The 24949-nt window shown below is 69.9% G+C and carries 27 protein-coding genes and 1 pseudogene; 18 read left to right on the forward strand and 10 right to left on the reverse strand.

The features are described from left to right. Positions 1-4 precede the first annotated feature (4 nt). Positions 5-2059 (reverse strand): TonB-dependent receptor, encoded by a 2055-nt coding sequence (locus AT699_RS25255; RefSeq protein WP_058207638.1) that lies wholly within the window; start codon positions 2057-2059, stop codon positions 5-7. Positions 2060-2222: 163 nt separating this feature from the next. On the opposite strand from AT699_RS25255, the gene AT699_RS25260 reads away from it, so the two are divergent. From AT699_RS25260 to AT699_RS25270, 3 genes are all read left to right on the forward strand, one after another. Continuing rightward, positions 2223-2438, forward strand: a complete 216-nt coding sequence (locus AT699_RS25260; RefSeq protein WP_006387438.1) for a SlyX family protein — start codon at positions 2223-2225, stop codon at positions 2436-2438. A gap of 228 nt (positions 2439-2666) precedes the next feature. After that, on the forward strand, positions 2667-3026 hold the full coding sequence (locus AT699_RS25265) for a DUF4148 domain-containing protein (protein WP_006387437.1): 360 nt from the start codon (positions 2667-2669) through the stop codon (positions 3024-3026). 191 nt (positions 3027-3217) lie between these two features. Further along, positions 3218-3595, forward strand: a complete 378-nt coding sequence (locus AT699_RS25270) for a hypothetical protein (RefSeq protein ID WP_006387436.1) — start codon at positions 3218-3220, stop codon at positions 3593-3595. A gap of 104 nt (positions 3596-3699) precedes the next feature. Here the strand turns inward: AT699_RS25270 and AT699_RS25275 are convergent, their stop codons facing one another. After that, a complete protein-coding gene (locus tag AT699_RS25275) occupies positions 3700-5994 on the reverse strand; it encodes an NADP-dependent malic enzyme (protein ID WP_024070246.1) in 2295 nt (764 codons plus the stop codon). 106 nt (positions 5995-6100) lie between these two features. Here AT699_RS25275 and AT699_RS25280 point away from each other — a divergent pair, with 106 nt between their 5' ends. The 4 genes from AT699_RS25280 to AT699_RS25295 all read left to right on the forward strand — a co-directional run bounded on the left by AT699_RS25280 (position 6101) and on the right by AT699_RS25295 (position 9586). After that, on the forward strand, positions 6101-7063 hold the full coding sequence (locus tag AT699_RS25280; RefSeq protein WP_006387434.1) for a LysR substrate-binding domain-containing protein: 963 nt from the start codon (positions 6101-6103) through the stop codon (positions 7061-7063). Positions 7064-7102: 39 nt separating this feature from the next. Next, on the forward strand, positions 7103-7897 hold the full coding sequence (locus AT699_RS25285; protein WP_024070247.1) for an AraC family transcriptional regulator: 795 nt from the start codon (positions 7103-7105) through the stop codon (positions 7895-7897). A gap of 96 nt (positions 7898-7993) precedes the next feature. Beyond that, on the forward strand, positions 7994-8881 hold the full coding sequence (locus AT699_RS25290; protein WP_024070248.1) for a DMT family transporter: 888 nt from the start codon (positions 7994-7996) through the stop codon (positions 8879-8881). A gap of 3 nt (positions 8882-8884) precedes the next feature. After that, positions 8885-9586 carry a B3/B4 domain-containing protein gene (locus tag AT699_RS25295; RefSeq protein WP_006387430.1) on the forward strand — a complete coding sequence of 234 codons (702 nt, stop codon included), beginning with the start codon at positions 8885-8887 and terminating at the stop codon, positions 9584-9586. A gap of 22 nt (positions 9587-9608) precedes the next feature. Here AT699_RS25295 and AT699_RS25300 read toward each other — a convergent pair whose 3' ends face one another. After that, positions 9609-10079 carry a MarR family winged helix-turn-helix transcriptional regulator gene (locus AT699_RS25300; RefSeq protein ID WP_024070249.1) on the reverse strand — a complete coding sequence of 157 codons (471 nt, stop codon included), beginning with the start codon at positions 10077-10079 and terminating at the stop codon, positions 9609-9611. Between the two features lie 175 nt (positions 10080-10254). Between AT699_RS25300 and AT699_RS25305 the strand changes: the two genes are divergently transcribed. Further along, entirely contained in the window at positions 10255-11664 is a 1410-nt protein-coding gene (locus AT699_RS25305; protein ID WP_024070250.1) for an MATE family efflux transporter, read from the forward strand. A 10-nt stretch (positions 11665-11674) separates the two neighbouring features. On the opposite strand, the gene AT699_RS25310 is transcribed toward AT699_RS25305, so the two are convergent. After that, positions 11675-12565, reverse strand: a complete 891-nt coding sequence (locus AT699_RS25310; RefSeq protein ID WP_006387427.1) for a LysR substrate-binding domain-containing protein — start codon at positions 12563-12565, stop codon at positions 11675-11677. Between the two features lie 124 nt (positions 12566-12689). Here AT699_RS25310 and AT699_RS25315 point away from each other — a divergent pair, with 124 nt between their 5' ends. After that, positions 12690-13100: an SEL1-like repeat protein gene (locus tag AT699_RS25315; protein ID WP_024070251.1), complete on the forward strand. Its 411-nt coding sequence runs from the start codon at positions 12690-12692 to the stop codon at positions 13098-13100. After that, on the forward strand, positions 13097-13867 hold the full coding sequence (locus AT699_RS25320; protein WP_024070252.1) for a sulfite exporter TauE/SafE family protein: 771 nt from the start codon (positions 13097-13099) through the stop codon (positions 13865-13867). Before AT699_RS25315 ends, AT699_RS25320 begins: the two co-directional genes overlap by 4 nt. 16 nt (positions 13868-13883) lie before the next feature. Here the strand turns inward: AT699_RS25320 and AT699_RS25325 are convergent, their stop codons facing one another. From AT699_RS25325 to AT699_RS25330, 3 genes are all read right to left on the reverse strand, one after another. After that, positions 13884-14693 carry an SDR family oxidoreductase gene (locus AT699_RS25325; protein ID WP_024070253.1) on the reverse strand — a complete coding sequence of 270 codons (810 nt, stop codon included), beginning with the start codon at positions 14691-14693 and terminating at the stop codon, positions 13884-13886. 216 nt (positions 14694-14909) lie between these two features. Further along, positions 14910-15062, reverse strand: coding sequence for a hypothetical protein (locus tag AT699_RS32025; RefSeq protein WP_024070254.1), 153 nt, complete (start codon positions 15060-15062; stop codon positions 14910-14912). A gap of 144 nt (positions 15063-15206) precedes the next feature. Next, positions 15207-16094, reverse strand: a complete 888-nt coding sequence (locus AT699_RS25330) for a LysR family transcriptional regulator (RefSeq protein ID WP_024070255.1) — start codon at positions 16092-16094, stop codon at positions 15207-15209. A 107-nt stretch (positions 16095-16201) separates the two neighbouring features. On the opposite strand from AT699_RS25330, the gene AT699_RS25335 reads away from it, so the two are divergent. Then, entirely contained in the window at positions 16202-17104 is a 903-nt protein-coding gene (locus tag AT699_RS25335) for an alpha/beta fold hydrolase (RefSeq protein ID WP_024070256.1), read from the forward strand. A gap of 116 nt (positions 17105-17220) precedes the next feature. Then, the gene (locus AT699_RS25340) at positions 17221-17553 is read left to right on the forward strand and encodes a hypothetical protein (protein ID WP_020926561.1); all 333 of its coding nucleotides are present in this window, start codon (positions 17221-17223) and stop codon (positions 17551-17553) included. 34 nt (positions 17554-17587) lie between these two features. Here AT699_RS25340 and AT699_RS25345 read toward each other — a convergent pair whose 3' ends face one another. Both AT699_RS25345 and AT699_RS25350 read right to left on the reverse strand, forming a co-directional pair. Then, on the reverse strand, positions 17588-18124 hold the full coding sequence (locus tag AT699_RS25345; RefSeq protein WP_047991731.1) for a GNAT family N-acetyltransferase: 537 nt from the start codon (positions 18122-18124) through the stop codon (positions 17588-17590). A gap of 7 nt (positions 18125-18131) precedes the next feature. Continuing rightward, on the reverse strand, positions 18132-18704 hold the full coding sequence (locus tag AT699_RS25350) for a helix-turn-helix domain-containing protein (RefSeq protein WP_035183043.1): 573 nt from the start codon (positions 18702-18704) through the stop codon (positions 18132-18134). Positions 18705-18834: 130 nt separating this feature from the next. Between AT699_RS25350 and AT699_RS25355 the strand changes: the two genes are divergently transcribed. The 3 genes from AT699_RS25355 to alkB all read left to right on the forward strand — a co-directional run bounded on the left by AT699_RS25355 (position 18835) and on the right by alkB (position 21877). Further along, a complete protein-coding gene (locus tag AT699_RS25355) occupies positions 18835-20379 on the forward strand; it encodes a phospholipase D family protein (protein ID WP_024070259.1) in 1545 nt (514 codons plus the stop codon). 141 nt (positions 20380-20520) lie between these two features. Beyond that, a complete protein-coding gene (locus tag AT699_RS25360; protein ID WP_024070260.1) occupies positions 20521-21216 on the forward strand; it encodes a 2OG-Fe(II) oxygenase in 696 nt (231 codons plus the stop codon). Between the two features lies 1 nt (position 21217). Next, on the forward strand, positions 21218-21877 hold the full coding sequence (gene alkB, locus AT699_RS25365; RefSeq protein ID WP_006387416.1) for a DNA oxidative demethylase AlkB: 660 nt from the start codon (positions 21218-21220) through the stop codon (positions 21875-21877). Positions 21878-21888: 11 nt separating this feature from the next. Here the strand turns inward: alkB and AT699_RS25370 are convergent, their stop codons facing one another. Further along, positions 21889-22431, reverse strand: a complete 543-nt coding sequence (locus tag AT699_RS25370) for a carboxymuconolactone decarboxylase family protein (RefSeq protein WP_024070261.1) — start codon at positions 22429-22431, stop codon at positions 21889-21891. A gap of 135 nt (positions 22432-22566) precedes the next feature. Between AT699_RS25370 and AT699_RS25375 the strand changes: the two genes are divergently transcribed. The 3 genes and pseudogenes from AT699_RS25375 to AT699_RS25385 all read left to right on the forward strand — a co-directional run bounded on the left by AT699_RS25375 (position 22567) and on the right by AT699_RS25385 (position 24942). Beyond that, a complete protein-coding gene (locus AT699_RS25375) occupies positions 22567-23424 on the forward strand; it encodes an AraC family transcriptional regulator (RefSeq protein ID WP_006387414.1) in 858 nt (285 codons plus the stop codon). 92 nt (positions 23425-23516) lie between these two features. Further along, positions 23517-24512: pseudogene (locus tag AT699_RS25380) on the forward strand (formylglycine-generating enzyme family protein). 46 nt (positions 24513-24558) lie between these two features. Beyond that, positions 24559-24942 (forward strand): VOC family protein, encoded by a 384-nt coding sequence (locus tag AT699_RS25385; protein ID WP_024070262.1) that lies wholly within the window; start codon positions 24559-24561, stop codon positions 24940-24942. The last annotated feature ends 7 nt before the right edge of the window (positions 24943-24949 follow it).

Here is a 24949-nt window from a genome sequence, read left to right on the forward strand (position 1 = left end):
CACCTCAATAACGGTACATGACGCCCAACCCCACGCCCACGCTGCGCCCCGGCGCCGGCTCGTAGTAGCGGCCATTGCTTTCGTTGACGATGACGGATCCGGCATAACGCCGGTCGAACAGGTTGTCGACGCGGGCGTAGGCGCTCAGATCCCAGTCTCCCAGACGCTTGACGTAGCCCGCCGACAGCGCGGCCACCACATAGCCCGGCGCGGCCGCGTCGTTGGCGTCATCGGCATACAGGCGGCTCAGGTAGCGAGCCTCGATGCCCGCCTGCCAACCCTGTGGTGGCGCCCAGCCCAGCGCGGCGTAGGCTGATTGACGCGCGATGCCCGGAATTCGGTTGCCGGCGCGGATACCGCCGGCGCCATCGTCGCGATAGCGCGCATCCAGCCAGGTGTAGGCCAGTTGCGCGCGCCCATGGCGGGCAAAGGCCGCCGACCAGCCCAATTCGACGCCATCGCGGCGCGTGCGTCCGGCATTGCGGAAGGTGGCGCGACCGCCCGCGCTGCCCGCCGACACGATCTCGTCGTGCGTCGATACGCGGAACACCGCGGCGGTCAGTTGCCCGCCGGCAAGGTCGGTCTTCAGGCCCGCTTCGGCATTGTTGCCGAGCGCGGGCGCCAGCGCGAAGTTCAGCCCGGGCAGGCCGCCGGGCCGGTACGACAACTCATTGAACGTGGGGGTTTCGAAGCCGCGGCCATAGGACACGTACAGGCTGGTGCGCGCCTCGGGCTGGTAGCGTAGCGCGGCCACCGGCAATGCGCGGCGGTAGCGGGCATCGCCACTGTCATCGCCGTTGCCCGGCGCGATGTAGTGGTCGTGCGAGCGGAATGCCACCGTGCTGTAGCGCAGGCCCGCATCCAGGGTCCAGCGCGGCGCCATGCGCCACGATGCCTGCAGGTAGGGATCGGCGTTATAGACGGTGTTGGTTTCGTCGCGCCGCAGCGCGCCTTGCACCCCGAGCTGGCGGTCGGCGCCGTCGCCGGTGTAGTTCTGGTAGCCCTTGCGTTGTTCGCGCAATGTGTCGTACGAGAAGCCGCCAACCAGCGTCAAGGGCCGGTCCGCCGGCCCCAGTTCCGAGGTCCAGCGCAGGTCGGCGCCGCCATAGCGGCGGCGCAGGTCGATCACGCCGCCCGCCTGGGTCGGCGCCGCCTGCGCCGCGGGCGGGATGGCCTGGAATTGCGTGGTGTCGCGCTGGCCGTAGTACAGCATCAGGCGCAGGGTGTTGGCGCCGTCGACGTGGCGCTCGTAGACCAGCCCGCCCTGGGTCTGGCGCACGGTCTTGCGGGTGTCGTATTGCGTGGCCAGCGCGGCGCTGCGCGGTGCGTCCTGGAATTGCGCGTAGGTCAGGCCGAGCGGATCCTGCGCCGTCAGGTCGACGCTGTTGGCCACGATCGTCAAGCGGCTCGCGTCGTCCAGCTGTACACCCAGCTTGGCGTTGCCCAGGTTCTTGCGCGCGGCGCTGTGGTCGCGGTAGCCGTCGGTGGTCATGCGCGACAGAGCGAGCACGTAGTCGATGTCGCCCGAGGCGCCGGACGCCTTGGCGCCGTAGCGCCAGGTCCCGTCGCTGCCGGCCCAGCCCGACACCCCGATTGCGGCGGACACCGCGCCGTCTTCGGTATAGGCCAGGATCACGCCCCCCGAGGAATTGCCGTACAGCGCCGAGAACGGCCCGCGCAACACCTCCACCCGGTCGAGCGAGCCGATGTCGATGTTCGAGGTCTGGCCCTGTCCATCGGGCATGGTCGCCGGGATGCCATCCACGTACAGCCGCACCCCGCGCACGCCGAACGTGGAACGCGCGCCGAAGCCGCGGCTGGATAGCTGCAGGTCCTGCGCGTAGTTCTGGCGGTTCTGGACCTGCAGGCCCGGCACGCCGGCCAGGCCTTCGGACAGGTTGATCCCGGGCTGGCCGCGACGCATCGCCGCGCCTTCCACGATGTCGACCGAGGCCGGGGTTTCCCAGGGCGGCGCGCCGATCCGGGTGCCGGTCACCGCCACCGGGGCCAGCTGCTGCGGCGCCTGCGATTGGGCCAGCGCCGCCACCGCCGGCGCCATGCCCAGCAGGCCCTGCAGAAAGGGGCGGGCCAGGGCGCCGCGCCGGCGTCGTTGCTGCGCCAATCGAGTTCCCCGCTGAGTGACCATGCCCCCGAGCCTCGCACAGGATTGCGCGGATGTCGATACGGCCCGGACGCCGCGGCGAATGGGTTCTAATAGCGCCATGGAAAATCCGCAAGACATCGAACGCCGGCTGCTGGACCTGGAAGTCAAGGCCAGTTTCGCCGACGACCTGCTGGAACAGTTGAACCAGATCATCGTGCGCCAGCAACAACAGATCGACCGCCTGCAACGCGAGGTGGCCGAGCTGCGCCAACAGGCGCCCGAAGGCGCGGCGCCGTTCCGCAGCCTGCGCGACGAACTGCCGCCCCATTACTGAGCTGGGCGTCTCTCGCGCTGGCAATATGGCGACAGCTATCGTCGCCATAAATGGCGACTAACTACCAATAATCGCCATTTCTTTCCATTGGTGGAAAAATCTTTTACCGATATCAGGGTTTATCCGTAGGCCGTTTGCGCGCACTATGGAGCCATCGGGAAACAACAACGAACCACGACGGATAGGCCGCCGGATTCGCTCCCAGGCTTCTGAAATCGGAGATTCACCATGAAAAAGACCCTTGCTTCCGCCCTGCTGATGTCCCTGGCCGCCCTGAGCGCCGGCGCCTACGCCTCGCAGAACATCGAACCGAACAACGTGCCCTTCCAGGGCGTCTATGGCACCCCTTATGAAGGCCCGACCCGCGCCCAGGTGCAGGCCGAACTGGCCGCCGCCAAGGCCGCCGGCCAGGTTTCGAACGTCGAACCCAACGACGTGCCCTTCCAGGGCGTGTACGGCGCGCCCCAGTCTGGCGTGACGCGCGCCCAGGTCGAAGCCGAACTGGCCAGCGCCAAGGCGGCCGGCCTGGTCTCGAACGTCGAACCGAACGACCTGCCGTTCTCGGGCGCCTACCATCGCGCCAACTGATCGGCCGACGATTTACCCCTCCCCTTGTTGTACCTTGGCCGCCCTTGCCGGGCGGCTTTTTTTGCGCCCGCACAAGCCGGCGAGCATGCGGCCGCGGCGGATCGAGACAAGAAACGGGCGCTTCGCGTACCATCGGACCTGACCATCAAAAGGCTGTCCGCGCAGCCGTGACAACAATGAGGGAGTCCGCAATGAAAACCATCCGTCTCATCGCTTTCGCGCTCGCCGCCGGCGTCACTGCCGGCCCGGCCCTGGCGGCGCCCGCCGTCATGCTGAACAATGCCCTCATCACCCAGATTTCCAAGGCCGACAAGCCCGCCTTCCACCAGGCCGTCGCGGATGCGTTGAACAATGCCGCCGATGGCCAGAGCGTCAACTGGTCGAGCACGCCCAAGCGCAAGGCCGCGCCGATCACGGCCAAGATCACCCCGCTGCAGACCAGCAAGCTGTCGGGCGACCGCACCTGCCGCCTGCTGGAAGGGGATTTCGCCCGCACCAGCACCACCGAAACCTGGAAGTTCTGGTTCTGCAAGCAACCGGACGGCACCTGGAAGGCCAGCTCGAACTGAGCATCGCGGCCCTTGCATCGGCCAAAGAGAACGCCCGCGACATCCCAGGATGAAGCGGGCGTTTTGCCATCCGGCCGCGCCCGTGGCGCGGGCCGGCAGCCGCGTCAGCCTTCGACGCGGTTGGCGTCCAGCACCGTCATGGCCGTCATGTTGATGATGCGGCGCACGGTCGAACTGGAGGTCAGGATGTGCACCGGCGCATTCGCGCCCAGCAGGATCGGGCCGACCGCCACGTTGCCGCCCGCGGCCGTCTTGAGCAGGTTGTAGGCGATGTTGCCGGCGTCCACGTTCGGGCACACCAGCAGGTTGGCCTCGCCCTTGAGCGTGGAGGACGGCAGGATGCGCAGGCGCAGCGCTTCGTCCAGCGCGCAGTCGCCGTGCATTTCGCCGTCGATCTCCAGTTCGGGCTCGGCTTGGCGCACCAGTTCCAGCGCGCGGCGCATCTTGGCGCCCGAGGCCGAACTGCCCGAACCGAAGTTCGAGCGCGACAGCAACGCCACCTTCGGCGCCAGGAACATGCGCTGCATTTCCTTGGCCGCGGCGATGGTGAACTCGGCGATCTGCTCGGCCGTGGGTTCGTCGTTGACGTGCGTGTCCACCAGCACCACCGTGCGCTCGTTGAGCAGCAGGATGTTCATGGCGGCGTAGACGTTGGCGCCCGGACGGCGGCCGATCACCTCGTCGACGAAGCGCAGGTGATCGTGATAGGCGCCGACCGTGCCGCAGACCATGCCGTCGGCATCGCCCAGGTGCACCATCATCGCGCCGATCAGCGTCAGGCGGCGGCGCATTTCCACGCGCGCCATCTCCTTGGTGATGCCGCGGCGGCACATCAGTTCCCAATACGTGGTCCAGTACTGGTGGAAGCGTTCGTCGTATTCGGGGTTGGTGACTTCCACGTCCTCGCCCAGCCGCAGGCGCAGGCCGAATTTCTCGATGCGCGACAGCAGCACGGCGGGACGGCCCACCAGGATCGGGCGCGCCAGCCCTTCGTCGACGATGACCTGCACGGCGCGCAGCACGCGCTCGTCTTCGCCTTCGGTGAAGACGATGCGCGATTTGCCGCCGCCCCGCACGATGCGCTTGGCGGCCGAGAACAGCGGCTTCATGAAGGCGCCGGAGTGGTACACGAACTGCTGCAACTGCTCTTCGTAGGCTTCCAGGTCGGCCAGCGGACGCGTGGCCACGCCGCCTTCCATGGCGGCCTTGGCCACCGCCGGCGCGATGCGCACGATCAGGCGCGGATCGAACGGCTTGGGAATCAGGTACTCGGGACCGAACGAAATGTCGTAGGTGCCGTAAGCCGCGGCCACCACCTCGTTCTGTTCTTCCTCGGCCAGCTCGGCGATGGCGTACACCGCCGCCTTTTCCATTTCACGGGTGATCGTCGTGGCGCCCACATCCAGCGCGCCGCGGAAGATGTACGGGAAGCACAGCACGTTGTTGACCTGGTTCGGGTAGTCCGAACGGCCCGTTGCCATCACCACGTCGTCACGCACGCCGTGCGCCACTTCCGGCAGGATTTCCGGCGTCGGGTTGGCCAGCGCCAGGATCAGCGGGCGCGGGCCCATCTTGGCAACCATCTCGGGCTTGAGCACGCCGCCGGCCGACAGGCCCAGGAACACGTCCGCGCCCTCGATCACCTCGGCCAGCTTGCGGGCGTCGGTCTTCTGGGTGAAGCGCGCCTTGTCCGGGTCCATCAGCACGGTGCGGCCTTCGTAGACCACGCCTTCGATGTCGGTGACCCAGATGTTCTCCAGCGGCAGCCCCAGGTCCACCATCAGGTCCAGGCAGGCCAGCGCGGCCGCGCCGGCGCCCGACGTGACCACCTTGACCTTGTCGATGTCCTTGCCCACCACCTTCAGGCCGTTGATGAAGGCGGCGGAAACGGTGATGGCGGTGCCGTGCTGGTCGTCGTGGAAGACGGGAATCTTCATGCGCTCGCGCAGCTTGCGCTCGACGGTGAAGCATTCGGGCGCCTTGATGTCTTCCAGATTGATGCCGCCGAAGGTGGCTTCCAGGCCGGCGATGATCTCGACCAGCTTGTCCGGGTCGGTCTCGTTGATCTCGATGTCGAACACGTCCAGCCCGGCGAACTTCTTGAACAGCACCGCCTTGCCTTCCATCACCGGCTTGGAGGCCAGCGCGCCGATATTGCCCAGGCCCAGCACCGCGGTGCCGTTGGAGATCACGCCCACCAGGTTGCCGCGGCCGGTGTAGCGGAACACATTGGCCGGGTCCGCCACGATTTCCTCGCAGGCCGCCGCCACCCCGGGCGAGTACGCCAGGGCCAGGTCACGCTGGTTGACGAGCGGCTTGGAGGCCACGACGGAGATCTTTCCCGGGGTGGGAAACTCGTGGTAATCCAGAGCGGCCTGGCGGTCGGATTGCGAATTCATGGGGCGGCGCCTCCTAGTCTTGAACAGGGAAAATTCTAGGTCGGCGGGCATAAGGTGATCATTCAGATTTAATATTGTCACATCACCTTTTTCTTATGGCTTGTCTATGACGCCGTTTTCCCCGGACGAGGTTATCCGGAAACTGACCTCGCGGCTGAAGATGCGCCACCTCATGCTGCTGTTACAAATCGAGCAGCACGGCTCGCTCACCCGGGTGGCCGAGCACATGGCCACCAGCCAGCCGGCGGTGACCAATGCACTGGCCGAACTGGAAAGCATGTTCGACGTGCCGCTGTTCGAACGCTCGGTGCGCGGCATGACGCCCACGCCGCTGGGCGCGGTGGTGCTGGCGCGCGCCCGCGCGCTGGTGCACGACCTGGGGCACCTGGTGCAGGAAATGGAAGCCGTGGCCGCCGGCCATGCCGCGCACCTGCACATCGGGGTGATCCCGTTCGTGTCGGGGCAATTGCTGTCGGCCGCCATCGCCCGCACCATGCCGCAAGGACGCGGCATCACCGCCACCATCCACGAAGGCCAAGGCCCGGCCTTGCTGCGCCAGTTGCGCGACCACACCCTGGACGTGGTGGTGGGCTGGGCGACTCCGTCGGTGGACCTGGGGCAGATCGACTTCGAAGTGCTGTACCACCAGCCGCCGCGCCTGATCGCCAGCCGGCGCCTGGCCGCGCGGCTGGGACGCACGCGGCTGGAATGGAACATGCTGGCCGACCTGGACTGGATCCTGGGCACGCCGGACAGCCCGATCCGTGAACAGGTGGCCGACATCTTCCTGCGCGCCGGCCTGGCGCCGCCCACGCCCTCGGTGCAAAGCGATTCGTCCAAGCTGATCGGCGAAATGATCGTCGCCAGCGACCGCGCCGTGTCGATCCTGCCGGCCGACATCGCCGATGAACTGGTGCGTATCGCCGGCGCGGCGATCGTGCCGTATTCTTTCGACTGGACCTTGCCGCCGATTTCGCTGTTCACCCGCGCCGACGGCTTGCGCCGCAATGTCGACGCCCTGTTCGCGGCGGCCTTGCGCGAGGTCTTCAGCCGCAACGGACGGGCTTGAGCCGGCCCGCCAAGATACCGGCACACAACGGAATCCGCCATGCACGCCAACCAATTCGTCATGCAGCGCAGCGCCCTGGCCGGCGTGCAGGCGGTGGCCGCGCGCAGCGCCCGGACGTTTGCGCGGCATACGCACGAGCAGTTCGGCATCGGCGTGTTGCGGCTGGGAGGCCAGGCCTCGCACAGCGGCCGCGGCCAGGTCGAGGCCGGCCCGGGCCAGGTGATCACCGTGAATCCCGGCGAGGTGCACGACGGCGCGCCCATCGGCGGCGAACGCGCCTGGCAGATGCTGTACCTGGATCCGGCGGTGGTGGCCGAGGCGGTGGACGGCCTGCCCGCCGGGGCCGGCTTCGAATTCGAGCATCCGGTGCTGGACGCGCCGGCGCTGGCGGCGGACCTGCTGGCGCTGTATGCGCAGGTCACCGCCGCCGCCGAGCCGCTGGCCTGCGACACACTGCTGCTGCGGGTACTGGCGCGCGCCGGCCGCCAGGGCGCCCGCGCGCCCCGGCCCGGCGCTCCCGCGGCCATCCGCCACGCGCTAGGCCTGATCGATGACGCGCCCGCCGCCGCGCTGTCGCTGGCCGACCTGGCCCGGGCCTGCGGCCTGAGCCGCTTCCAGGTGCTGCGCGCCTTCCACCGCGCCACCGGCATGACGCCGCACGCCTACCAGGTGCAGCGCCGCCTGCTGCTGGCGCGCCACCTGCTGCGCCAGGGGATGGCGCTGGCCGACACCGCCGCGGCCGCCGGCTTCTCCGACCAGAGCCACATGACGCGGCTGTTCTCGCGCGCCTATGGCCTGTCACCCGGACGCTACGCCTTGGCCGCTGCGCACTGAGGGCCTTGGCAAGCGCGACCGCGCTGCAATTTCGTTCAAGACCGCAAGCGCCGGCCGCGCCTACGCTGCGGCCTTGTCCCGACTCCGGCCCTCTCCATGAACCGAACCCAAGGGTATGCCTGCCTGGCCGCCGCCATGGCGCTGGTGGGCAGCACCGTCGTTGCCAGCAAGATCATCGCCGCCGGGCTGCCGCCTTTCACCGCCACCGCCATGCGCTTTGCGCTGGCGCTGCCCTGTTTCGCGCTGCTGGGCTGGCTGGCCGGCGCGCGCCTGCCGCGCCTGGACCGGCGCGACTGGCTGCTGCTGGCGGCGCAGGCCGTCGCCGGCAGCGTCGGTTACACCACCCTGCTGATCGCCGGCCTGCGGCGCACCTCGGCGGTGGACGGCGGCGTCATCCTGGGCACCCTGCCGCTGGTGTCGGCCGCCGTCGCCATCGCGGTGCTGGGCGAGCGGCCGGGCAAGGCCACGCTGCTGGCCATCGCCACGGCGGCGGCCGGCGTCTGGTTGATGACGCACGGCGATGCGGCATCTGGCGCCGGCTCGTGGATCGGCAATGCGCTGGTGTTGGGCGCGGTGCTGTGCGAGGGCCTTTTCATCCTGCTGCAGAAGCGGTTGCGCGCGCCGGTGCCGCCGCTGGCGCTGTCGACCTTGATGTGCGCCATCGGCCTGGCCGTGTGCCTGCCGGCCAGCCTGGCGGAAGCGCCGTGGACGCTGGCGCTTTCCGCCGAGGCCCTGCTGGCGGTAGCCTATTACGCGCTGGTGCCGACCGTGGCCGGCTTCGTGCTGTGGTACGCCGGCGCCGAGCGTGTCGCAGGGTCGGAAGCCGCCCTGTTCACCGCCATCGCGCCGGTATCGGCCGTCCTGCTGGCGGCGCTGCTGCTGGACGAATCCATGTCGGCGCGCCAGCTCGCGGGCATGGCCTGCGTGCTGGGCGCCGTACTCATCCTGGGCCGGACCCGCAAACCGGCCACCGTTGCGAGGTAATCCATGCTGTTCCGCCACGCGAGCGCCATCTGGCGCGATTATCCCCAACTGTCCGCCGGCGCCCTGCACGTGCGCGGCATTCATCGGCACGCCGGGGTCGGCGACCGGGCCGCGCCGTTCCTGGAGCGCGCTCGCCAGCGGCTGGCAGGCGCCAGCGAATCCGACCTGCCGGAAATCCAGGCCTGGCGCCGCGCCTTTGCCAGCATGGGCATCAAGCCCACCCAGTACCGCTGCGCGTCGGAAGCGCTGCTGCGCCGCCTGCGCAAGGAAGGCTCGATGCCGCCGCTGCATCCGCTGATCGAACTGTGCAACGCGGTCTCCATGGCCTACGCCATCCCGGTCGCGGTGCTGGATGCGCAGCGCCTGGGATCGGCGCTGGAGGTGCGCTACGCCGACGGCACCGAGCGGTATCTCACGTTCGGCGGCGACACCGAGCATCCGGAACCGGGCGAAGTGACCTATGCCGATCCCGAAGGCCGCGCGCACGCCCGCCGCTGGACCAATCGCCAAAGCGGCCTGTCCGCGGTGCATGACGACACGCGCGAGGTGCTGATCGTGGCCGAGGCCCTGCATGACGGCGCGGCGCGCGACATCGCGCGGCTGACCGGAGAACTGCGCGCGGCGCTGGCCGAGGTGTGGCAGGCGCCGCTGCGCCATGCGGTGCTGGATGCGCGCGCGCCGGAATTCGAGGTGCGGCGGGAATGAACCGGCCCGCGCCGGCGCCGCGTCAACCGCGGCTGAAGGCCAACGCGAAGTCGTCGGAAAAGATGTCGGCAAGGGATTGCCGCAAGGCGGCGGCGCGCTCCGCGCCATAGGCGGCTTCGAAGCGGCGCTGCGCGTCTTTCCACAGGCGCTTGGACTCGGCCAGTTTGTCGCGCCCGGCATCGGTCAATGCCACGCGCCGGCTGCGCCCGTCGCGCTCGTCGCGCGCCATGCGCACGTAGCCGTCGCGCTGCAGCGGCTTGAGATTGTGCGCCAACGCCGAGCGGTCCAGCACCATGGCGCGCGCCAGGTCGGTCATCGAGGGCGTGCCGGCGCGCGCGATATGAACCAGGATCGAATGCTGGGATACCTTCAGGCCGCAGGGCGCCAGCACCGTGTCGTACAGCTGCGAAACGCGCCGGGTGGCCTTGCGCAGGGCGGCACCGTTGCAGACCAGCGGGTCCTGGGGAATGGCGGAGGAATCGGCGTCGGACATGGCGGATACGGACGGCAAAAGGAAAGGCGCGCGCCAGCGGGCAGGTTCACCGGACGAGCCGGGCGCGGCAAGTCCATAACGCTACTGCCGCGCGCCGTCCCAGTCCAGCCCGATGTTGACATATATTGGCATATGCACGTAAATTTTACGCACCCTTCCCTCCGGCCGCCAGATCATGTCCGCCACCTCCGCCGCCACGCCTCGCCCCGCCAACGCGCGCCTGCAGGCGATGCTGCACGCGCCGATCGCGCCCACGCTGGCCCGGCTGGCCTGGCCCAATATCCTGATGATGCTGGCGCAGTCCGCCACCGGCCTGATCGAAACCTGGTTCCTGGCGCGCCTGGGAACGCCGGTGCTGGCCGGCGTGGCGCTGGTGGTGCCGGTACTGATGCTGATGCAGAACATGTCCCAGGGCGCGATGGGCGGCGGCATTTCGGCGGCCGTCGCCCGTACCCTGGGCGCGGGACGGCAACGGGAGGCCGACCAGTTGGTGCTGCACGCGGTCGTCCTGAACGCCGCGCTCGGCATCGTATTCTGCGCGCTGCTGCTGGCGTTCGGGCCGCAGTTGTACCGCGCCCTGGGCGCCGAAGGCGCGACGCTGGACGCGGCGCTGGCCTACTCCAACGTCATCTTTGGCGGCATCGTGCTGATGTGGCTGATGAACGCCTTTGCCAGCGTCATCCGCGGCACCGGCAACATGCTGGTGCCGGGCGCGGTGATCTGCGGCGGCGCGGCGCTCCTGGTACCGCTGTCGCCCTGCCTGATCTTCGGCTGGGGACCGTTTCCGGCGCTGGGGGTGGCGGGAGGCGGCTGGGCATTGGTCACGTACTACGCGGCGGGCACCCTGGTGCTGGGCGGCTATTGCCTGAGCGGCCGCAATGCCGCGCGGCTGACGCGCAGCCGCCTGCACCTGAGCCTGATGCGCAGCATTCTGCGGGTGGGCGCGCTGGCCACGCTCAACCCCTTGCTCACCAACGGCCTGGTGGCATTGACGGTGGCGCTGGTGGGCGCCTACGCCGGCACCGCGGCGGTGGCCGGCTACGGCATCGCGGTGCGGCTGGAATACCTGATGATTCCGCTGGCGTTCGGCCTGGGCGCGCCGATGGTGGCGATGGTCGGCGCCAACATCGGCGCCGGCCAGCCGGAACGGGCGCTGCGCATCGCGCTGACCGGCGGCGCCATGGCGTTCGCGCTGGCCGAGGTCATCGGCCTGGCGGCGGCGCTCTTTCCGGAAGCGTGGCTGCGCCTGTTCGGCGCGCAGGACCACATGCTGGCCACGGGCGCCGCGTACCTGCGTATCGTGGGTCCGGTCTACGGCTTCTTCGCGCTGGGCTTCTCGATGTATTTCGCCTCGCAGGGCGCGGGACGCTTGAAGTGGCCGCTGTGGGCCGGCGTGCTGCGCCTGGCCATCGCAATCGGCCTGGGCGGCGCGGTGCTGCGCCTGACAGGGTCGCTCGCGGGGTTCTTCGCGGTCGCGGCGCTGGCCATGGCGGTGTACGGGCTGGTGATCCTGGCCGCCGTGGCATCGGGGTCGTGGTTCGAACGCGGCCATCTGCGCCGGCCTGGCGTGCTGTCCCAACGCTGAGCCGCGCAGGCTACGACCGCGGCGCGTCGCGCAGCGCGTAGGCGACCAGTTGCTGGGCGTAGGCCGGCAGTTCGCCGCGCACGCACAGCACCAGGTCGCGCCTGGCCCAGTCGTCCGCCAGCGCGAGGCGACGCACGCCCGCCGCGCGACCATGGCGCACGGCGGCGACGCGCGGCATGATGGCGATGCCCACGCCCTGGCCCACCAGGCGGCAGACCGCATCGAAGCTGCGCAGGCGCACCCGGTACGACAGTACCTTGCCGCCGCGGCGCGCATGGTGGGCGATGTGTTCCTGCAAGGCGCTGCCCTCCACCAGGCCGACGAATTCCTCGTCCGCGACGTCGGCCAGCAGCGCCGTCTCGCGGCCCGCCAGGCGATGGTCCGGCGGCACCACCAGCGCCAGCGGATCATGGCGAAAACGCGCCACCTGCAGGCCCTGCAGGTCGGTCGAATCGGCCAGCACGCCGATGTCGCAGGTGCCGGCGCGCAGGGCGTCGGCGATTTCGTAGCTGAGGCGCTCTTGCAGATCCACCGACACGCGCGGGTGATCCTTGAGGAAGTCGCCCAGCACGGCCGGCAGATATTCGCTGAGGGCGGTGGTGTTGCACAGCACCCGCACATGGCCCTTGAGCCCCTGCCCGTAATGATCCAGCTCGCCGCGCATCCGGTCCATCTGCGCCAGCACCAGGCGCGCGTGATGCGCCAGCGTGCGCCCCGCCGGCGTGGCCTGCACGCCGCGGTGCTCGCGCAGCAGCAGCGGCACGCCCAGCGTTTCCTCCATGCCGCGGATACGCTCGCTGGCCGACGCCAGCGTCATGTGCGAACGCCGCGCGCCGGCCGTGATGGAACCGGTTTCCTGCACATTGAGGAAGAGCCGCAGATCGGTAAGGTCGAAGCGCATGGCAAAAAGCGTAGCACGCCAGGCTCAGGCGCTTCCATAGGCTGCCTACGCCAGATCCCGATAGGGAGACGTCGCGCCACGGGCGCAGAATGGCGCCATCCATCATCGAAAACGGGGTTTTCCAATGACACATGCCATCACCGGCCGCGCGGCCAGCGCCTGGTGCGCGGCGCTGCTCGCGGCGCTGGCGCTGCACTCCTCAGGCCGGGCCGAAGCCAACAATGCCCTGTCGGCCTATGCCACGCCGGTGCAGAAGTATGCGCTGGCGCTGGAGGCCCAGACACAGGGCGACTACCCCGCCATGCTGGCCTGGTTGCGGGCGGCGGCGCGCGAAGGCCACGCACCGGCCCAGCGCATGCTCGGCATTGCATTGATCGGCGGTCCGGCCCTGTACGGCGCCGGGCAGCCCGCCGACCTCTGCGAAGGCCGCCAATGGCTGCTGCGCGCAGCCGGCCAGGGCGCGGGCGACGACGTCGCCTACGCCCTGTTCGGCCGGCCGCGCGACGCGCTGACCGCGCACTGCGAGGCCGCATGAGCGCCAACGACCTGCTGGGCGCGGGCACGCCCGCGTTGCTGGCCGCGACCGCCGCGGTATTCGTGCTGGCCGGCGTGGTCAAGGGCGTGGTCGGCCTGGGCCTGCCGACCATTTCCATGGCCATGCTGGCGCTGATCATGGCGCCCGCGCAGGCCGCCGCGCTGCTGATCGTGCCGTCGCTCATCACCAACCTGTGGCAGGCGCGGCCGTGGCCGACGTTGATGCGGCTATTTCGCCGCATCGCCACCCTGCAGGCGGGCGTCTGCGCCGGCACCCTGGCCGGCGCCGCATGGTTCGGCGCCCCCGCCGGCCATTGGGCCAGCGTGTGCCTGGGCGTCGCCCTGGTGGCGTATGCGGCCTGGGGGCTGTTCGGCACGCCGCCCGCGGTGCCTGCGCGGCACGAGGGCGCTCTGGGCGCCGTGGTGGGCACGATCACCGGCCTCATCACCGCGGCTACCGGCGTGTTCGTGATTCCCGCCGTGCCCTACCTGCAAGCGTTGCACCTGGACAAGGACGGCCTGATCCAGGCGATGGGCATCTCGTTCACGGTGTCCACCGTCGCCCTGGCGGCGGGCCTGTGGCTGAACGGCAGCTATACGCCAGGCGCCGCGGGCGCCTCGGTATTGATGCTGTTGCCGGCCCTGGCCGGCATGGCCCTGGGCCAGTGGTTGCGCGGCCGTCTGTCGGCGCGCGCCTTCAGGCAGTGCTTCATGGTCAGCCTGGCGCTGCTGGGCGCCTACCAGGTGGCGCAGGGCCTGGCCGGGTAGGCGCCCTGGCCGGGCGTCAGGCGGCCAGGCGCCGTTCGTCGACGAAGCCGATCGACACGGACATCTCGCGCCAGCGCGCCAGCTCCTGCTGCACCGACTGGATCTTGCCGCGCGCCTGGTCGAAGGCGTCGCGCCCCAGGAACAGATGCAGCGGGGCGTACTGCGCCTGCGCCGCCTGGATCAAGGCGCGCGCCGCCTTGGACGGGTCGCCGGCGGGGGGATGCCCCAGGCCGGCGCCGGCCTCGGGATGCGCCCCCTCCGCCCGCGCCCGCATCGCGCCGGGGTAGACCAGCGACACGCGCACGCCGTGCGGCGCGGCTTCCAGGGCCAGCGTTTCGCTCAATCCGCTGACGGCGAACTTGGCGGCGCTGTAGGCGCCCCAGCCCGCGCTGCCGCCATCGAACCCCAGGATCGACGAGATGTTGAACACATGGCCGCCGCGCTGCGCCCGCAGCCGCGGCATCACCGCGCGCACCACGTTCAACACGCCGAAGACATTGATGTCGAAGCTGTCGCGCAGCTCGGCGTCCGACAGGGTTTCCAGCGCGCCGGCCAGGCCATGGCCGGCGTTGTTGACCACCACGTCGATGCGGCCGAACGCTGCCACGGTGGTGTCCACCGCGCGGCGCACATTGCCCTCGTCGGCCAGGTTCACTTCCAGCGGCAGGAAGCGGCCTTCAAGCTTGGCGCCCACCGCGTCCATCAGCGCATCGACGTCGCGCGACGTGGCCGCGACCTTGTGGCCCTGGTCGAGCAGCATCCGGACCAGCGCCAGGCCCAGGCCGCCGGAGGCGCCCGTCACAAACCAGATTTTTTCGGTGCTCATGCGATCTCCCTCTGCTTGCGGCGGCCGGCAACACGCCGGCGGCCCGCTGGCGGCCACGGATTCACGCGGAATACATCGCCCCCAAAGCGTGAGAGGAAGTGTAGGAATCGCGCGTCGGGCAGAACAGGCTCGTTCTTGCGTGAAACCTGCCTATTTCTACGGGTTTGCCGGACGGGGCCGTCGCGGCGCCCCGTCCCCGGCGGCCGGGCCCGGATATCAGCCCAGCGCGCTGCGGTAGTGTTCGCTGTCAAAGCTCGGCGCGCTGTCGGCCGGCGCGGCATCGGCCGCCGGCACGACGGCGGGAGCGGCGGCATCGACGCCGAAAAGGGAGAGTTCAGCGGTGACCAATGCAAGCAGAAGATTCGCCATGATGATTCCTTTGAGTCAAATGCCCAGACCGGCGGCGGTTGCGCCGGTCTTATATAAGACATGGGGCTCATATTGCTGGGCGCGATGGCGCGCGTCCATTTGGTTTACTCAATCAGGGCGATTGAGGGAACGCAAGGCCGTGGCTCAGCCTGCGAAGCGGCGCCGCTGGCCGGTCTGCCGCACCGCCGCCACCAGCGCCCGCGCCACCGGCTCGGCCGAACGCGCGAAGGCATAGAAACGCGCATTCGGCAGCGCCGGCATGCCTTCTTCGCGCGACAGCGCCCGCAGCCCGGGCCGCAGCTGGCTGCGCGCCACCGGGGCCACCGCGAAACCGGCCTGCGCGGCCGCCAGGCAACCGGCCATGCTGCCGCTTTCGAATGCCGGCGACCACGCCCGCCGCGCCTTGCCCAGCGCCGCGATCGCGGCTTCGCGGTAGACGCAGGGTTCGGGGAACACCGCCAGCGGCACGCGTTCGCCGGGCAGCCAGGCCTTGTCTTCGCCCCAGGCCCACACCAGTTCCTCTTCCCACAGCAGTTCGCCCTCGTCGCGCACGCGCGAGCACTGCTTGCCGAAGACCACGTCGAGCTTGCCGCGCGCCTGCTGGCGCAGCAGATCCGCCGTCACGCCCACCTTCAGCTCGATGGACGCCCCCGGATGCGCGCGATGGAATGCCTGCAATACCTCGGCGAGCCAGGCGCCGGCGAAGTCTTCCGAGGAACCGATGCGCAAGCGGCCCTTCAGGCCCGCGCCGCTCAGCCGGGCGCGGGCCTCGCGCTCGAGCTCGACGATGTTGCGCGCGTAGGCGTACAGCGTTTCACCGGCGGCGGTCAGTTCGAAACTGCGCGTGGTGCGTGCCAGCAGGACGGCCCCGGCGGCCGATTCAAGGCGCTTGATGTGGCCGCTGACCGCCGATGGCGTCAGCGCCAGCGCGTCCGCCGCCAGCGCGAAACCGCCGTGGTCCACGACCTCGAGAAAGGTGCGCAGCAGTGTCAGGTCCAGCACGGCGCCGGGGGAAGTCGGGAGGGTGTCCATGGGGCGGAATCAGTACACGATTCTTTGATAATAAACCCGGATTATTCACTAATCATGATTACCCGTGCCGCTATCGTGGAACTCCCGACATCCCCGGACACGGCGCCATGCCCTCTTACTCCACGATCCATACCCCCCTGCTCGAAATCGCCTATCTCGAGTGGAATCCCGCCGGCCGCCGCAGCGCGGTGCTGCTGCACGGTTGGCCCGACAGCCCGGCCGGCTGGGGCCCGGTGGCGCAACGCCTGGCCGCCGAAGGCTACCGGGTGCTGTGCCCGGCGCTGCGCGGGTTCGGCCCGACCCGCTTCCTGGACCCGGCCACGCCGCGCAGCGGCGAACTGGCGGCGCTGGGCCGCGACCTGCTGGACTTCATCGCCGCCCTGGGGTTGGAGCAACCGCTGTTGGTGGGTCACGACTGGGGCGCGCGTGCCGCCGCCAACGCCTGCGGCCTGGACGCGGGCGTCGCCGCGCGGCTGGTGCTGCTGTCGGTTGGCTACGGCACCAACGATCCCGCGCAGGCCCTGCCGCTGCCCCAGGCGCGCAGCTACTGGTACCACTGGTTCATGGCCACCCCGCGCGGCGCCGCCGCCGTGCGCGACGACGCGCGCGGCTTCACCCGCTACCTGTGGGACACCTGGTCGCCGCCTGGCTGGTACACCGAGCAGGAATTCGCCGAGGCCGCGCAGGCGTTCGACAACCCCGACTGGGCGGCGGTGGTGTTGCACTCCTATCGCCACCGCTGGGGCCTGGAAGCCGGCGACCCAGCCTATGCGCAGGATGGCGCGCGGCTCACGCCGGCGCCGCGGCTGGCCGTGCCGACCCTGGTGCTGCATGGCGGCGCCGACACCTGCAACCAACCCGCCACGTCCGAAGGCAAGGCGCATTACTTCAGCGGCCGCTACGAACGCCGGGTGCTCGATGGCGTGGGGCATTTCCCGCAGCGCGAGGCGCCGCAGGCGGTGGCCGCCGCCATCCTGAACTTCGTCGCCGCGCCGGCGGCGCCAGGCTGACGCGGCGAGCCGGCGCCGCGCAGGAAAACGGGGAATGGCGGATAATCCGCCTATTTCCCGCCCACGGGCGGCGGTTTCCTGCCGGCGCCCGCGCCTGGCAGCATTCGGAGTCAGCTATGTATCGCGGCATTGAAGCGATCGAACAATTCATGATGTCCATCGGACTGACCTGGCAGCCCGGCCGCACCGAGAGCGCCGAACTGCGCGCCAGCTACCGCATCGGCAACACCCGGCCGCTGGGCATCGATCGCACGCTGGTGGAATTCCACTGCGATGCCAAGCGCCCCAAGGTCTGGGTGCCGGAATTCTCGCGCACCAGCTTCCACCAGTGGTTCGAAGTGCCGTTCCAGGAGTTCGAATTCACGCCGGGCGGCTCGATGCTGAAGATCAAGGCCGCCGCGCGCGGCAATGCCCCGCCCTACAGCGTGGGACTGAAGCCGCTCGCCTGAACGGCCTTGCCCGCCCGGCCGTCTCCGGGCCCTCCTAGAGCGCCTTGTACATGATGGTCGTGCCGTCCAGCCTGGACGGATCGCGCGCGTCGCGGGCGAATCCCGGAATCACCCCCACGGTGTGATAACCCAGCGAGGCGTAGAGCGGCTCGGCATTGTCGCCGGTCCGCGTATCCAGCGTGATCAGGCTGCGCCCGGCCGCCACGGCCGCGGCTTCCGCCGCCCGCATCAGCGCCCGCGCAATGCCCTGGCGCCGGAAATCGGGATGCACCATCAGCTTGCGGATCTCGGCGCGATGCGGCTGGTTCGGCGGCGTGTCGCAATCGAGCTGCACCGAACCGGCGATACGGCCGTCCTGCCACGCCACCAGCAAGGCCAGGCGGCCGGCCGCCAGCGGCGGCAGCACCTTGTCGCGCCAGAAGGCCTGCGCCTCGTCGATCGAATACGGCAGCACGAAACTGATGCTGGCGCCGTCCTGCACACAGGCATGCAAGAGCGCGCCCAGCTCGGGCAAGCGATCGCGCGCCTGGTCGGCGGACAGGGAGGTCAAGGCAGGCAGGCAGGGAGACATGGCGGACTCAGATGATGAACAGCAGGTAGCGGGCGCCGCTGTGCGGCGGGGTATCGAAGGCGCTGGCGCCGTAAAGCTGGTATCGCAGGCAATCGCCGCGCGCCAGAGTATGGGACTGGCCGTCGACGCGGACCGACAGTTCGCCTTCCAGCATGACCAGGTGATGTTCAAGTCCGGCGCGCGGCGAATGCTCGTAGGCAATGTGGGTGGCCGCGGGGAGTTCGCAGGCCAGCACTTCGCCGGCCAGCTTCTGCGAGGGCGGCGAGACCGAGCGGCGCCGGAAGCCCGTGCCGCCATCGACCCACAGCGCCTGCGCCGCGCTCGGCACGAGCGGGGTGAAGTCGTCTTCGACCATGCGCATCAGGCGCGACATCGTCATGCCGTAGGCCCCGCACAGCTTGCCCAGCACGCTGGCGGTGGGACTGACCTCGGCATTTTCCAGGCGCGACAGCGTGGCGCGGCTGACGCCGGCGCGCCCGGCCAGTTCGTCCAGCGACCAGCCGCGTTCGACACGCAGCGTTTTCAGGCGATCGGCCAGGCGTTGGTCCAGGTCGGCTTCGGGAGCGAATGAATTTTCCATATTCGGGAATTTATCCCATATATGGAAATACATCAACGGTGCCCGCTGGCGGGCCACGCGAATGCGTTCCTGCCTGCGACGCAGCCGAGCCCTTCGACGGCCATGGCGACAATTCGGCACAATACGGCCCATGCCTACCCTCCGTTTCCTGTCCATGACCGCTCTGTGCCTTGGCATTCTCACCGGCTGCGGGCTGCCGCCCCGGGCGACGACCAACCCGACCCAGGCGCTGGCGCCGGACGTGGCGCGCGACACGCCGCTGGGCCGGGCCATTACGCCGCTGGCGGCCGAACACCCCGGCAAGTCCGGCATCCACGCGCTGGCCGACGCCCACGACGCGTTCGCCGCGCGCATGATGCTGGCGCGCACCGCGCAACGCAGCCTGGATGTGCAGTACTACATCTGGCACGACGACATGACCGGCACCATGCTGATGGAAGCCCTGCACGCGGCGGCCGACCGCGGCGTGCGGGTGCGCCTGCTGCTGGACGACAACGGCACCTCCGGACTGGACACGGTGCTGGCGGCCATGGACGCGCACCCGAACATCGAGGTGCGGCTGTACAACCCCTTCGCGGTACGCTGGCCCAAGGCCATCGGTTACCTGACCGACTTCCGCCGCCTGAACCGGCGCATGCACAACAAGTCCTTCACCGCCGACAACCAGGCCACCATCGTCGGCGGCCGCAACATCGGCGACGAGTATTTCGGCGCGGCCGAAGGCGTGCTGTTCTCCGACCTGGACGTGCTGGCCGTGGGGCCCGTGGTGCAGGACGTCTCAAGCGACTTCGACCGCTATTGGGCCAGCCAGTCGGCCTATCCCGTGGTCGGCCTGCTCAAGCCCGCCGGCCCTGACCAGCTCGCTGCGCTGGCCCGGCGGGCGGCCGCCGTCGAGCAGTCGCCCGCGGCGGCGGCCTACGCCGAAGCCATGCGCCAGCTGCCCTTCATCCAGCAGCTGTTGCGCGGCGAGCTGGCCCTGGAATGGGCCCCGACCCGCATGGTGAGCGACGATCCGCGCAAGACCCTCGGCACCGCGCCGGCCGACGCCATGCTGTCGCACCAGTTGCACGACATCATCGGCACGCCCGCCACCGACGTGGAATTGGTATCGCCCTACTTCGTGCCCACCGCCAGCGGCACCGCCGCCTTCGCGGCGATGGCGCGGCGCGGGGTCAAGGTGCGGGTCCTGACCAACGCGCTGGAGGCCACCGACGTGGCGGTGGTGCATTCCGGCTACGCCACGCGCCGCCGCGAGCTGCTGGCGGCCGGGGTCGAGCTGTTCGAGATGAAGCGGCAGGCGGGCGAGATCGGGCGCAACAAGAGCCTGGGACCGTTCGGCAGCTCCGGTTCCAGCCTGCACGCCAAGACCTTCGCGGTGGACGGGCGCGGCGTGTTCGTCGGGTCGTTCAATTTCGATCCGCGCTCGGCCCGCCTGAACACCGAACTGGGCTTCGTCATCGACAGCCCGACCTTGGCGCGGCACATCGCCACGGCCTTCGACCAGGACATCCCGCGCAATGCCTATCGTGTCCGCCTGGACGACCAGGACCGGCTCTACTGGCTGGAGCAGCGCGAAGGCCGCACGATCCGGCACGACACCGAGCCCGGCACCACCGCCTGGCAGCGGTTCTCGGTCTGGTTCGTGTCGCTGCTGCCGATCGAGTCGCTGCTGTAGTCCGGCCGCAAGCAGCCGTCCAAGCCAACACGCAGGTTGCCGGACAGGCCACGACGCGGGCGGCGGAGCAAATTACGGAGTTCACGCCGGCCGCGCCGGCGGTAGACTGGATATCCGCCGACTTCCCGCCCCGCTTCTCCCATGAGCAAGCTCGACACCCTGGACTGGACCCGCATCGCCGCCGACCTGGACGCGCGCGGCCACGCCGTGGTCGCCGGCCTGCTCACGCCCGCGCAATGCCAGGCGCTGGCGGCCGGCTACGACGACGAGCACCGCTACCGCAGCCGCATCGTCATGAGCCGCCACGGTTTCGGCCGCGGCGAGTACAAGTACTTCGCCTATCCCTTGCCGCGCCTGCTGCACAACTTGCGCACCGCGCTGTATCCGCGGCTGGCGCCGATCGCCAACCGCTGGAACCGGCAGATGGGCATCGCGGTGCAATATCCGGCCGAGCATGCCGCCTTCCTGGCGCGTTGCCACCAGGCGGGCCAGCGCCGGCCCACGCCGCTGATTCTTCGGTACGGAGCCGGCGACTACAACTGCCTGCACCAGGACCTGTATGGCGAACATGTGTTCCCCTTGCAGGTCGCGGTGCTGCTGTCGCGGCCGGACGAAGACTTCACCGGCGGCGAATTCGTCATGACCGAAACCGACAGCGCCGGCCAACGCGCCGAGGTATTGCCGCTGCGCCAGGGCGATGCGCTGGTGTTCACCGTCAACCAGCGACCGGTGGCCGGCTCGCGCGGCTGGCGCCGCGTGGCCATGCGCCACGGCGTCAGCGCCTTGCGCGGCGGCCGGCGCCACACGCTCGGCGTGATCTTCCACGACGCGACCTGACATGGGAACCAGCCTGAACCTGTTTGACGACGAAGAGATCGCGCAGACCGGCCTCGAGCGCATCGGCGCGCAGTCGATGGTGCTGCGCGGCTACGCGCTGCCGGCGGCGCAGGCGCTGCTGGCCGGCGTCGACACGGTGCGCCGCCAGGCGCCCTTTCGCCACATGGTCACCCCCGGCGGCCTGCCCATGTCGGTGGCGCTGACCAACTGCGGCCGCCATGGCTGGACCAGCGACGAACACGGTTACCGCTATACGCGCGAGGATCCGTTGTCGGGATTGCCCTGGCCCGCCATGCCCGAGGCCTTCGACACGCTGGCGCGCGCGGCCGCGCTGGCGGCGGGCTTTCCCGGCTTCGCGCCGGACGCCTGCCTGGTCAATCGCTATCAGCCGGGATCGCGGCTGTCGCTGCACCAGGACAAGGACGAGCGCGACTACGGCGCCCCCATCGTCTCGGTGTCGCTCGGCATGCCGGCGGTGTTCCTGTTCGGCGGCCACGCGCGCGGCGATCGCGCCGTGCACGTGCCGCTGTTCCATGGCGACGTGGTGGTGTGGGGCGGCGTCGACCGGCTGCGCTATCACGGCGTGCTGCCGCTCAAGGACCGCCCCCATCCCACGCTGGGCAGCGTGCGGATCAACTTCACCATTCGCCAGGCCGGCTGAAGCGGCCCGCCTCAGGCGGCGCGCAGCGCCACCTTGGGAAAATCCACCGGCACGTCGAAGGCGACGTTGACGTAGTTGGTGAACAGGTTCAGCGCCACGTGCGCCAGCAGTTCCACGATCTCGCCGTCGTCGAAGCCCGCCTGGCGCAAAGCGACGACGTCGGCATCATTGACCTGGCCGCGGCCGCGCACCAGCTTGAGCGCGAACGCCAGCGCCGCCGCGGTGCGCGGATCGTCGGCCTGTCCGGCCTGGGCGGCGGCCATCTGCTCGGCGCTGGCGCCGGCCTTGCGGCCGAGCGCGGTGTGCGCGGCCAGGCAATATTCGCAGCGGTTGCTGTCGGCCACCGCCACGGCGATCTTCTCGCCGAGCTGCGGCGACAGCGTGCCGCCGCCGAGCGCGCCGAAGGCGGCCCACATGCTGGCCAGGGCCGCGGGCGAATTGGCCACCGCGCGGAACATATTGGGGGTGGCGCCGAACGTCCCGTGGATCTGGCGCAGCAGATCCTGGCTGGCGGCCGGAGCGGTGGCGGTGTCGAGCAGGGGTACACGGGACATGATGGTTTCCTTTGAAAGTGGGAGGGCATCGCGGCGCTGACCGGAAGGGTCCTTCGCCTGGCATCCAGTATTCCCGTTGCGGCAGTATCATTGGATACTTTACGTCCATCAAACATACCCATTCGTCCAAGCACCATGCCGCAACCCGTCGATCGCCTGTCCGCCCTCCTGGAACAGTTCCGCGCCCGCGCGCGCCTGTTCCACAGCGGCCCGATGTGCGGGCTGACCCGCTTCCCGCCCGAGGACGGACGCGGATTCCTGCACGTGCTGCGGCGCGGCCGGATGGAGGTCCGCCATCCGGCGGGTCAGGACCTGCCGCGCCGCCTGGCGTTGGATGAACCGACCTTGCTGTTCTACCCCCGGCCCGTGCGGCACGACTTCCACAACCCGCCGCGCGACGGCAGCGACTTCACCTGCGCCACGCTGGATTTCGATGGCGGCGCGCGCAATCCGCTGGTGCGCGCGCTGCCTCCCCTGATCGCGCTGCCGCTGGCGCGGATCGACGGGCTGGAACAGTCGCTGGCGTTGCTGTTCGCCGAGACCGAATCGGTGCGTTGCGGCCAGCGCCTGCTGGCCGACAAGCTGTTCGAAGTCGTGCTGATCCAACTGTTGCGCTGGCTGGTCGACCACCCCGACGAGGCCGGCATCCAGGCCGGCCTGATGGCGGGCTTGGCCGATCCCCGGCTGGCGCGCGCGCTGGTCGCCATGCACCAGGCGCCGGGCGCGTCCTGGACCCTGGCCGCGCTGGCGCAGGAAGCCGGCATGTCGCGCAGCGCCTTCGCCGCCGCGTTCCGCGACGCGGTCGGCCAACCGCCCGCCGACTACCTGGCGGACTGGCGCCTGGCCCTGGCCCAGGCCCGGCTGCGCCAGGGCCGGCCTGTCAAGGTCATCGCCGCCGAGCTGGGCTACGCCAACGCCTCGGCGCTGTCGCGCGCCTTCAGCCGCAAGCTCGGCGCATCGCCGCGCGGCTGGCTCGACCAGCCCGCCGGCTAGCGCCGCCTGGCCCGCATGCGGGTTCCCCAGAACTGGCGGCCGCCGGCGAGCGGCCCTACTATCGAGCACCCTTTTCGCCCCTTGGGAATCCCATGCGCCCGCGCCTTACCCTTGCCGTTCTGTGCCTGTCGGCCCTCCCGCCCGCCGGCGCCGCCGAACCCGCCGCCGGCGTCGAGAATTCGCTCGGCATGCCGTTCGTCGCGGTGCCGGCGGGCCGCTTCCTGATGGGCAGCGACGAAGCGCCCGAGACGCTGGCGCGCGACTATCCGCACTACCCTCGGGAGCGTTTCACGCAATTGTTCGACGAAGCGCCGGTGCACGCCGTGCGCATCACCCGGCCGTTCCAGCTGATGGCCACCGAGGTCACCGTGGGCCAGTTCCGCCGCTTCCTGGAAGCCTCCGGCTACGTGCCGGAATCCGAAGCGGACGGCACCGGCGGTTATGGCTACAACGCGGCCTATGATCCCGACGCGTCCGAGCGCGGCGATGCCTTCGAAGGCCGCGATCGCCGCTATTCGTGGCGCAATCCCGGCTTCCCCCAGACCGACGCCCATCCGGTGGTCAACGTCAGCTGGAACGACGCCGTCGCCATGGCGCGCTGACTGAGCCAGCGCGAAGGCCGCGTCTACCGCCTGCCGACCGAGGCCGAATGGGAATACGCGGCGCGCGCCGGCGGCCGGGGCCGCTATCAGCATGGTGACGATCCGGCCGCCCTGGCGGAAGTGGCCAACACTTTCGACGCCGACGCCGCGCCGCTCTGGCCCAAGTGGCAGGCCTACGCGGTGGCGCGCAGCGACGGCCATCGCTACACCGCGCCGGTCGCCAGCTACGCGCCCAACGCCTTCGGGCTGTACGACATGCACGGCAACGCCTGGGAATGGGTGGCCGATTGGTACGGCGAGGACTACTACGCGCACTCGCCGCGCGACGACCCGCAAGGCCCCGCCAGCGGCAACGTGCGGGTGCGCCGCGGCGGCTCGTGGCACACCTGGCCGCTCTACACGCGCTCGGCCTACCGCAACTGGAATACTCCCGAAACGCGCTATCCGCTGGTCGGATTCCGGCTGCTGCGCGAAGTGGCGCCATGAAGACCGGTTAGCATAGCCGCAAGCCTAACTTTCAAAAGAGTCCGACATGCATTCGCTGGGCCGCCTCGTCCTGCTGGTCAACGATTACGACACCGCCATCGCCTTCTACCAGGACAAGCTGGGCATGGAGGTGTTCGTCGACATGGCGGTGGGGCCGCAGCGCTATGTGCACCTGCGCCTGCCCGAGCAACCCGCGGTGGGCGTCTGGCTGTTGCAGGCGCAGACCCAGGCCCAGCGCGACCGCGTCGGCGACCAGACCGGCGGCCAGCCGGTGGGGGTGTTCTACACCGACGACGTGGCGCGCGACCACGCCCGCTTCGCCGCGCGCGGCGTGCGCTTCACCCGAGAGCCCGTCGATGACACCGCGGCCGTCTATGCGCATTTCATCGACCTGTACGGCAACGAGTTCGTGCTGGTGCAGTTGAAGTAGTCCGCCC

It is taken from the genome of Achromobacter xylosoxidans, from assembly GCF_001457475.1.
GTDB lineage: Bacteria > Pseudomonadota > Gammaproteobacteria > Burkholderiales > Burkholderiaceae_B > Achromobacter > Achromobacter xylosoxidans.

Bases quoted from the DNA above. Each gene is read 5' to 3' on its own strand.
- AT699_RS25255 (WP_058207638.1), bottom strand. From the start codon at position 2,059: ATGGCGCCGGCGGTGGCGGCGCTGGCCCAATCGCAGGCGCCGCAGCAG.
- AT699_RS25260 (WP_006387438.1), top strand. From the start codon at position 2,223: ATGGAAAATCCGCAAGACATCGAACGCCGGCTGCTGGACCTGGAAGTC.
- AT699_RS25265 (WP_006387437.1), top strand. From the start codon at position 2,667: ATGAAAAAGACCCTTGCTTCCGCCCTGCTGATGTCCCTGGCCGCCCTG.
- AT699_RS25270 (WP_006387436.1), top strand. From the start codon at position 3,218: ATGAAAACCATCCGTCTCATCGCTTTCGCGCTCGCCGCCGGCGTCACT.
- AT699_RS25275 (WP_024070246.1), bottom strand. From the start codon at position 5,994: ATGAATTCGCAATCCGACCGCCAGGCCGCTCTGGATTACCACGAGTTT.
- AT699_RS25280 (WP_006387434.1), top strand. From the start codon at position 6,101: ATGACGCCGTTTTCCCCGGACGAGGTTATCCGGAAACTGACCTCGCGG.
- AT699_RS25285 (WP_024070247.1), top strand. From the start codon at position 7,103: ATGCACGCCAACCAATTCGTCATGCAGCGCAGCGCCCTGGCCGGCGTG.
- AT699_RS25290 (WP_024070248.1), top strand. From the start codon at position 7,994: ATGAACCGAACCCAAGGGTATGCCTGCCTGGCCGCCGCCATGGCGCTG.
- AT699_RS25295 (WP_006387430.1), top strand. From the start codon at position 8,885: ATGCTGTTCCGCCACGCGAGCGCCATCTGGCGCGATTATCCCCAACTG.
- AT699_RS25300 (WP_024070249.1), bottom strand. From the start codon at position 10,079: ATGTCCGACGCCGATTCCTCCGCCATTCCCCAGGACCCGCTGGTCTGC.
- AT699_RS25305 (WP_024070250.1), top strand. From the start codon at position 10,255: ATGTCCGCCACCTCCGCCGCCACGCCTCGCCCCGCCAACGCGCGCCTG.
- AT699_RS25310 (WP_006387427.1), bottom strand. From the start codon at position 12,565: ATGCGCTTCGACCTTACCGATCTGCGGCTCTTCCTCAATGTGCAGGAA.
- AT699_RS25315 (WP_024070251.1), top strand. From the start codon at position 12,690: ATGACACATGCCATCACCGGCCGCGCGGCCAGCGCCTGGTGCGCGGCG.
- AT699_RS25320 (WP_024070252.1), top strand. From the start codon at position 13,097: ATGAGCGCCAACGACCTGCTGGGCGCGGGCACGCCCGCGTTGCTGGCC.
- AT699_RS25325 (WP_024070253.1), bottom strand. From the start codon at position 14,693: ATGAGCACCGAAAAAATCTGGTTTGTGACGGGCGCCTCCGGCGGCCTG.
- AT699_RS32025 (WP_024070254.1), bottom strand. From the start codon at position 15,062: ATGGCGAATCTTCTGCTTGCATTGGTCACCGCTGAACTCTCCCTTTTC.
- AT699_RS25330 (WP_024070255.1), bottom strand. From the start codon at position 16,094: ATGGACACCCTCCCGACTTCCCCCGGCGCCGTGCTGGACCTGACACTG.
- AT699_RS25335 (WP_024070256.1), top strand. From the start codon at position 16,202: ATGCCCTCTTACTCCACGATCCATACCCCCCTGCTCGAAATCGCCTAT.
- AT699_RS25340 (WP_020926561.1), top strand. From the start codon at position 17,221: ATGTATCGCGGCATTGAAGCGATCGAACAATTCATGATGTCCATCGGA.
- AT699_RS25345 (WP_047991731.1), bottom strand. From the start codon at position 18,124: ATGTCTCCCTGCCTGCCTGCCTTGACCTCCCTGTCCGCCGACCAGGCG.
- AT699_RS25350 (WP_035183043.1), bottom strand. From the start codon at position 18,704: ATGGAAAATTCATTCGCTCCCGAAGCCGACCTGGACCAACGCCTGGCC.
- AT699_RS25355 (WP_024070259.1), top strand. From the start codon at position 18,835: ATGCCTACCCTCCGTTTCCTGTCCATGACCGCTCTGTGCCTTGGCATT.
- AT699_RS25360 (WP_024070260.1), top strand. From the start codon at position 20,521: ATGAGCAAGCTCGACACCCTGGACTGGACCCGCATCGCCGCCGACCTG.
- alkB (WP_006387416.1), top strand. From the start codon at position 21,218: ATGGGAACCAGCCTGAACCTGTTTGACGACGAAGAGATCGCGCAGACC.
- AT699_RS25370 (WP_024070261.1), bottom strand. From the start codon at position 22,431: ATGTCCCGTGTACCCCTGCTCGACACCGCCACCGCTCCGGCCGCCAGC.
- AT699_RS25375 (WP_006387414.1), top strand. From the start codon at position 22,567: ATGCCGCAACCCGTCGATCGCCTGTCCGCCCTCCTGGAACAGTTCCGC.
- AT699_RS25385 (WP_024070262.1), top strand. From the start codon at position 24,559: ATGCATTCGCTGGGCCGCCTCGTCCTGCTGGTCAACGATTACGACACC.